The following is a 7,750-nucleotide window of genomic DNA, read 5'->3' on the forward strand; positions in this document are numbered from 1 at the left end:
GCCGGTTCCTGCCCATGTGCGATCGGGATGTCGGTCAGCGCGAGATCGCTCACCCTGTCGAGGTGGAAGGTCCGCATCGCCTCGCGCAGATGACACCATCCCTGGAGGTACCACTGCCCCTGAGCGATCAGGACCTTCACCGGGTCGACAGTCCTGGTTGTCGGAGGACGTTCGGGGGTCTTGTAGGTGAAGCTCACCGCGACGCGCCGACCCAAAGCATCCGTCACCAGCCGCCTGACGGCATCCACCGGCTCTGAGGCCACGACCACGGCCGCGGGGGTCCGAGAGGCGCCGCGTCCGAGCTTGGACAGCAACCCGGCGTACAACTGCGAGTCCCCGACGCCGGGGATCGTGGCGGCAAGCTGGAGACCCGCGAGCAGAGCCGCAGCCTCCCGCGCCGTGAGGCGAGGCGCGCGCTCAAGGCCCACCGAGTTCGTGATGACGATGAGGTCGCGTTCCTCGAGGAGGTCCCAGTCGATGTCGAACAACTCGTTCGCCATCTGCCAGTAGCCGGAGTCACCCGGCAGGCCGATGACGGTGAGCCCCCGCACCATGGCGCGCATCTGGTCGGCCGTGACGTCGAATTCGTCTGCAGCCTCCGCGACAGACACTTCTCCCTTGGAGATCAGGTACGGAACCAGCTGCAACAGCAACGCCGCACGGTCGGTCGCCACAGATGCCCCGCTCATTGTGCTGCCCCGATGTGCGCGTCGCGCACGGCTCGAAGCCTGCGAACAACCTCAGACCTGACCTCATCCGGTTCGACGACACGGACTTCCGGTCCGTACGACGCCAACTCATCGGCGAAAACGTGAAGGTCAACGTAGGGCACCCAGTACCCCTGGGCCGCGGGCTCGGCTCGACGCGACAAACGCAGCCAGGCTTCGGTGCCGGGATCGATCTCCAGGAGCGCCCGCTGCCGTGCCGCGAGTTCTCGCAAACCTTCGAGAGCTCGCTCGCCCGCGCCCTCGCGCAGTGCTGGATCTCCGGCAGTGCGAGTGATCACCACATCGTCGATGATCCGCGTGAGCAGGAAGGTGCGCGGCGCGTCCAGGTCGAGATCCAGGCCGTACACGTGCCACCGAGCCTCGAACTCGACGAGCGCGAGCGGCTGGAGTCGCCGCACTCGCGGCGCGGCGCTTCCCGGCCGCATATAGCGAAAGCTCACGATGCGCGAGTCCTCGATCGCCCGCTGCAGCGGCGCAAACGACGGTTCGCGCAGACTGATCCGCGGCGAGTACCCGAGGATCGGGTCCTCGACCGGAATGCCAAGCGCCCGGATCTTGCGTAATCCGCTGCGCGCATCAGCCGACAGAGAGCTCTCGCTCCACACGCCCCCCGCGAGGTTCAGCAGGGCCAGCTCGGCGGGGGTGAACTCGATGTCCGCGGGCAGCTCATACTCTGCGGTGGGAACACGGTAGCGGGCCTCGCGCAGGTCGTCGGGGTCCGCACGGTCACCGATCGTCTCGATCGGGACCCCGAGGCCACGCAGACTCTCTTTATCGCGCTCGAACATCTTCTCGAGAGCGTCCTTCGATGTCCCGGCCTCGGACTGTTCGCGGTAGCCCGACACTGACGAGAGGATCGTGTCCTTCGTGATGCCCTGTTCGGTGGCCATCAGGGCAACCACGAGGTTCACCAACCGCTCCTCGGGCGGGATGCGCGCAGTTGACTTCGAGGACACGACCCTCATCCTAGGTGCGCAGCGCGCGGCATCCACCCATGCCGAGGGTGATTTGGACTACGAAGCGGGTTGCGGATCCAGGCCAAGGATGTCGATCACGAAGACGAGCGTTGCTCCGCCGGGAATCGCACCCTGACCCGCGTCGCCGTAGCCCTGATCGGGCGGCACGACGACGAGCACCTGCGAGCCGACAGTCTGTCCCTCAAGGGCGGCGGCAAAGCCCGGAACGACCGAGTTCAGATCGAACGAGACCGGGTCGCCGTCCCAGCTCGTGTCGAAGACCTCGCGCGTGTCCCACAGCAGGCCCGTGTAATGGGCGCGGACGGGTTGGTCACCGGTGACGACCTCGCCATCACCCTTCTTGATGGTCTGGATCGAGAGTTCAGTCGGTGCGGGAGCGTCAGGAATGATGACCCCGGGTCGCCCGTTCGGGGCGCGGACAACAGAGGGAAGGCCGTTGCTGTCGGTGAACTGGTCCGCGCCATCCGCCTTCGGCAGATAGACCTTCCGCACGTCCACAACGGCCACGGCGGAACTGCCGTCCTCGAGCCCGATCTGCGTCGCAGCCGCCGGATTGATGGCATCGGATGGGAGCGCGATGACAACGCGGTCCCCCTCCTGCGCGCACTGCAGTGATTCCTGGAGGCCGGGCAGCGTGTCGATCCACCGCGACATTGAGAAGACGCTCGAGAGCGTCTCGTCGTAGGACGTGGCGACAGCCGGCTCGCCGGTCTTTCCGTCCAGGACCACCATGTCGAGCACGACCATCTGGTTGGGCGTGGTGATCGGCGTGCCCTCGCCCTCGGTGAGGTCGGCCCATGCCAGCTCATCCACCTGGAACGGCGTGTACACCTCGACGTCGGGGGCCGCGCCGAACTCCCCGGTGACGCTGACGAGATCGGTCACGGCGGGATCGGTGTCGGTGACCCGCGCACACCCGTCAGACGGGCTTGCCGAGCAGCCGACGAGCGCGGCAGCTGTCAGTCCGAGGATCGCGAGGAAGGCGGGTGTCTTTCGCACCGGATCAGTCTAGGCGGTCGGGCTCTGCCGTTTCGGCAGCCGTCGCAGGGGCCGCGCCGGCAGCAGCGTGGCGGGCACCGTCGGCAGCGCGTTGGGCCTCGCGAACTCGCTTCCGCAGGTTCTTGTCGGTGATCTGACGGTCTCCCACGGCGCCGGGAGTCCACAGTTCGACATCCTCGTCGCCGTAGCTGCTCTTGGAGGCTCGCCGCTTCTGCTCGGGTGCGACAGCGCCCGGCGCAAGGCGGCGCGCCCACAGCAGAAAGCCCGTGTGAGCGACCATTCGGTGATCGGGGCGCACGGCGAGACCCTCGACGTGCCAGCCGCGAACCATCGTCTCGTTCGCGTCGGGTTCGGTGAACAGACCGGTGTTGCGGATGTATTCGGCTACGCGACTGAGCTGTGTCGCGGTCGCGATGTAGCACAGGACCACCCCGCCCGGGGTCAGCGCCTCGGCTACCGCGTCGATGCACTCCCAGGGCGCGAGCATGTCCAGGATGACGCGGTCGACCGTTCCCGGTTCGACAGCCGTCGGAAGCTCGGTCGCAAGGTCGCCGACGCGCACCTCCCAGGATGCCGGGCGGTGACCGAGGAACGTCTCGACGTTGGCCTGCGCGACCTCGGCAAACTCCGGGCGTCTTTCGAACGAGACGAGACGGCCAGCGTCACCGATCGCGCGCAGCAGCCAGAGGGAGAGCGCGCCGGAGCCCACGCCCGCTTCCACCACAACAGCTCCCGGGAACACGTCAGCCTCGGAGAGGATCTGCGCGGCATCCTTCGGATACACGATCGCTGCCCCCCGCGGCATCGACATGACGAAGTCACGCAGCAGCGGGCGAAGTGCCAGATACTCGTGACCGGCGCTATTGACCACGACCGACCCGTCGGGGATGCCGATCAGGGTCGCGTGCGGCAGCACGCCATGGTGTGTGTGTAGTTCCCCGCCTTCGCGAAGCGTGATGGTGTGAAGCCGGTTCTTCGGGCCGGTCAGCTGGACGCGATCACCGACCCGGAAGGGACCTGACAGACGGGGTGTCGTGCTCATGCAGCGCCGACCTTTCGATGTGCCCGGTGAAGCTCACCGAGGTCGGAGGCACTCACGCCGTGAAGCGTGGGCCACACCGCGTGGGCACCCGCTCCCTCGAGCGAGACCATGGCTGGAACGCCCAGGACGACCGATCCCGCCGCCACCGCAGAGCGCAACCCGTTCGGCGAATCCTCAATGGCCAGGGTGTCGACGGGGTCTACGCCGAGCGACGTGCACGCCTGAAGATACGGATCCGGATACGGCTTCGGACGAGTGACGTCATCGCCCGCGACCACGATGTCGAAGGCGTCGAAGTCGATGAGCTCGGCAATGTGGGTTGCCATCCGTCGCATGGACATCGTCACCAGGGCGGTCTTCACACCGGCATCCTTGAGGTCGGCAAGAAGTTCTTTCGCGCCCGGACGGAACGGCACACCGTCCCGAGAGATGCTGTGCATCACCTCGGTGGTGAGGTGATCGATGATGTCGTGGGTCGACATTCGCACTCCCTCCCCCTGCAGGATCCGTGCGGAATCCTCCAGAGCGAGCCCGACCAGCGACAACGCCTTCTCGTGGGTCCAGGTGCCACCGTAGCTTTCGACGAGCGGCGTCTCTGCCGCGATCCAGTACGGTTCCGTGTCGACGAGCGTGCCGTCCATGTCCCAGAGCACAGCGGAGAGGGCGGATGGTGCAGTCACCGAACCATGCTACCGACGGCCCCACTGGCGATCGCCCACGCCCGGGTCCCCACGACCTCGCCGTTTCTCGCACCCGGCTGACGGCAGCGTCCTATTCTGGTTGGATCGCCACCTGAGGAGGTCACGTGGAGGGACTGGGACGCAGGGTTCTCGTCGCCGCATTCGACGGCTGGAACGACGCGGGTGAGGCAGCGTCCTCGGCCGTCGCTCATCTGCGCGACTCCGGCGGCTACGAAACTGTCTACTCGGTCGACCCCGAACTGTACTTCGACTACCAGTACACGCGTCCGCAGATTCGTACGACGGCGGATGGGGCGCGGGAGCTGACGTGGCCCGAGACAACCATCCTCAGGCCGACCCGAGCAACACGGGGCACGCAACTCTGGCTCCTCACGGGAGTCGAGCCTGCGCGAGCCTGGCAGGCTTTCGCCTCCGAACTGGTCGATGTTGCCCTGCGCGAAGACATCACCGGCTTTGTGTCGATGGGGTCGATGATGTCGGATGTTCCGCACACGCGCCCGATCTCCGTTTTCGCAGGCAGCGAGAGCGAGCCGGTGAGGGCAGCCCTCGGACTTGAGCGCAGCTCGTACGAGGGACCCGTCGGCATCCTCAGCGTGATCTCGCACGTCGCCACAGCCGCTGGCATCCCGTCAGCGCAGTTGTGGGCAAGCGTGCCGCACTACGTCGCCGGCCACACTCCGTCGCCTAAGGCGAGCCTGGCCCTGCTCGATCGGCTCGAAGACATCACCGGCGCGAAGGTGGATCGGGGTGACTTGCCGGCGCAGGCACGCACCTGGGAAGCCTCGATCGATGCGGCGGCAGCCGATGACGAAGAGATGACGGAGTACATCCACCAGCTCGAGCGCACCCGAGACACCTGGGACTCACCGGAGGCATCCGGCGACGCGATCGCGCAGGAGTTCGAGAAGTACCTGCGTCGCCGCGGCGATGGACCCGGTCGGGGTGGACGCGACGAGCCCCGCAAACCCTGACGCCTCTCAGCTGGGGTCGCCGACTCAGTAGGGCTGGATGACACCCATGCTCAGCAGCACGAGCAGCGCCGCACCGAGAGCTACCCGGTAGACCACGAACGGCATAAAGCTGCGCTTGGAGATCCAGCTCATGAAGAACGCGATGACACCGAGTGCGACGACGAATGCCACACCGGTGGCAGCGGCGGTCTCGATCGGGGTGAACGGCCCCTGCTCGTCCCAGCTCTTGGCGACCTGATAGAAGCCGCTTCCGAAGACCGCGGGAATCGCCAGGAGGAACGCGTAGCGGGCTGCCGCCGCGCGCTCATAGCCGAGGAACAGTCCCGCCGTTATCGTGCCGCCCGAACGCGAGACCCCGGGAATCAGCGCAAGGGCCTGCGCGAACCCGAAGATGATGCCATGCCCCAGGGTGAGCTGGTCGAGCTTTCGACGCTTCGCACCCACGAGGTCGGCGATTCCCAGCAGCACACCGAAGAAGATCAGCATCCCCGCAACCAGCCACAGGGATCGCAGGGTTGTCTCGATCTGATCCTGGAAGAGCAGACCGAGCACGACGATCGGCACCGATCCGATGATGATCAGCCACCCCATGCGGGCGTCCGGGTCGTTCTGCGGCACCTTGCGCACGAGAGCGAGTGACCAACGCGACACGATCCGAACGATGTCGCGCCAGAAGAACACGACGACTGCGGCCTCGGTACCGATCTGGGTGATCGCCGTGAACGCTGCTCCAGGGTCCTGCGCACTGGGCAGAAACTCTCCCAGGATGCGCAGGTGAGCGCTCGATGAGACCGGTAGGAACTCGGTGAGTCCCTGCACAAGGCCGAGGATGATTGCTTCCAGCAGCATGGATGCCTTCCGGATCAGTACGACAGCAGCAGATCGGTCAACACCCACTGACCGAAGACAAGCGCGTCGAGCGGGACCCGCTCATCAACGCCGTGGAACATACCGGTGAAGTCAAGGTCGGCAGGCAACCGCAGCGGCGCGAACCCGTAGCCGCGGATGCCGAGCTCGGCCAAGGCCTTGTTGTCGGTGCCGCCGCTCATCAGGTACGGGAGGACCGGAACACCCGGATCGTGTCGCCCGAGCGCAGCGACCATGGCATCCACCAGTTCGCCCTCGAAGGGCACCTCGAGACCGATGTCGCGGTGGACGACCTCGATCTCGATGTCTGGCCCGACGATGTCCTGAATGGCGCGAAGGGCGCCGTCTTCTCCATCCGGAAGCGTCCGCACGTCGATCAGCGCCTCGGCGCGATCGGGAATGACGTTGTGCTTGTATCCGGCGGTGAGCGCCGTCGGGTTGCTGGTCGTACGGATGGTCGAGCGCAGGAATCGCGAAGCCGGTCCGGCTGCGGCGGCTACGGCATCCGGGTCATCGGAGGGCTGCCCGGTGAGTTCGGCGATCCGCTGCGTCAGCCGCTCCGTCGTCGCGGTTAGCTCCACCGGCCATGCCGTGCGCCCCAGCGCAGCGACGGCCTCGGCGAGGCGGGTGACGGCGTTGTCTTCGTGGAATGCGCTGCCGTGTGCCGCCCGGCCTCGGGCGACGAGGCGAATCCAGACGAGGGCCTTCTCCCCCACCTGAAGGAGGTAGGCGCGTCGTCCAGCGAGGTCGATCGAGTAGCCGCCGACCTCGCTGATGGCTTCGGTCGCGCCAGCGAACCATTCAGGGCGGTCACGGACAACGAGCGCCGAGCCTTCACCGCCCCCGTTCTCTTCGTCGGCGAAGAAGGTCACCACGAGGTCCCGGGCTGGCCGGCGTCCGCTGCGCAGGATGTCGGCAACGGAGGTCAGGATCATGGCGTCCATGTCCTTCATGTCGACCGCACCGCGTCCCCACAGCATGCCGTCGCGAATCTCTCCTGCAAACGGATCGACCGACCAGTCCTCCGCCACCGCTGGCACGACGTCAAGATGGCCGTGCACCACAAGTGCGGGCTTACCGCGGTCGACACCCGGGATTCGCACGCCGACGTTCGTTCGCCGTTCAATCGGCTCGTAGATCTCGGGCGTCAGATCGAGTTTGCGAAGATAGTCGGCCACGTATTCCGCCGCTTCCCGTTCGCCCCGGGCATGTCCGCCACCCCAATTCGTGGTGTCGAAACGGATGAGGTCCCGGGCGACGACGACGACTTCGGGAAGCTCGGACTCGGTATGTGACACGGCCACAAACCTACCGCGCTCAGACGACGCGAATGTTTCGGGTCGAGACCCCGAGCGATTATCGGCGGCGCCGTTGTCGTGATAATGTCGATCTTCGGTTGCAAGACCGAAACCACTCTGCGCGGGTGGCGGAATAGGTAGACGCGCTAGCTTGAGGTGCTAGTGCC

Annotated in this window: 8 protein-coding genes; 1 reads left to right on the forward strand and 7 read right to left on the reverse strand. The window is 66.3% G+C overall.

The genetic code is table 11. From position 1 onward, the window contains the following. From Q1V87_RS10870 to Q1V87_RS10890, 5 genes are all read right to left on the reverse strand, one after another. A partial coding sequence (locus Q1V87_RS10870; protein WP_300592561.1) for a WYL domain-containing protein occupies window positions 1-689 on the reverse strand: 689 nt, incomplete at its 3' end. Then, on the reverse strand, window positions 686-1,684 hold the full coding sequence (locus Q1V87_RS10875; protein WP_300592564.1) for a WYL domain-containing protein: 999 nt from the start codon (window positions 1,682-1,684) through the stop codon (window positions 686-688). The genes Q1V87_RS10870 and Q1V87_RS10875, both read right to left, overlap by 4 nt. 57 nt (window positions 1,685-1,741) lie before the next feature. Continuing rightward, on the reverse strand, window positions 1,742-2,704 hold the full coding sequence (locus Q1V87_RS10880; protein ID WP_300592567.1) for an FKBP-type peptidyl-prolyl cis-trans isomerase: 963 nt from the start codon (window positions 2,702-2,704) through the stop codon (window positions 1,742-1,744). 4 nt (window positions 2,705-2,708) lie between these two features. Next, a complete protein-coding gene (locus Q1V87_RS10885; RefSeq protein ID WP_292710508.1) occupies window positions 2,709-3,746 on the reverse strand; it encodes a tRNA (adenine-N1)-methyltransferase in 1,038 nt (345 codons plus the stop codon). Further along, window positions 3,743-4,426 carry an HAD family phosphatase gene (locus Q1V87_RS10890; RefSeq protein WP_366945438.1) on the reverse strand — a complete coding sequence of 228 codons (684 nt, stop codon included), beginning with the start codon at window positions 4,424-4,426 and terminating at the stop codon, window positions 3,743-3,745. The genes Q1V87_RS10885 and Q1V87_RS10890 overlap by 4 nt, the downstream gene beginning before the upstream one ends. A 125-nt stretch (window positions 4,427-4,551) precedes the next feature. Between Q1V87_RS10890 and Q1V87_RS10895 the strand changes: the two genes are divergently transcribed. After that, window positions 4,552-5,418, forward strand: a complete 867-nt coding sequence (locus Q1V87_RS10895; RefSeq protein ID WP_300592570.1) for a PAC2 family protein — start codon at window positions 4,552-4,554, stop codon at window positions 5,416-5,418. Between the two features lie 24 nt (window positions 5,419-5,442). On the opposite strand, the gene Q1V87_RS10900 is transcribed toward Q1V87_RS10895, so the two are convergent. Beyond that, window positions 5,443-6,267 carry an undecaprenyl-diphosphate phosphatase gene (locus Q1V87_RS10900; protein WP_300592573.1) on the reverse strand — a complete coding sequence of 275 codons (825 nt, stop codon included), beginning with the start codon at window positions 6,265-6,267 and terminating at the stop codon, window positions 5,443-5,445. Window positions 6,268-6,281: 14 nt separating this feature from the next. Further along, window positions 6,282-7,589, reverse strand: a complete 1,308-nt coding sequence (locus Q1V87_RS10905) for a M20/M25/M40 family metallo-hydrolase (RefSeq protein WP_300592576.1) — start codon at window positions 7,587-7,589, stop codon at window positions 6,282-6,284. Window positions 7,590-7,750 lie beyond the last annotated feature (161 nt).

This window comes from Microbacterium sp. (assembly GCF_030149085.1).
GTDB lineage: Bacteria > Actinomycetota > Actinomycetes > Actinomycetales > Microbacteriaceae > Microbacterium.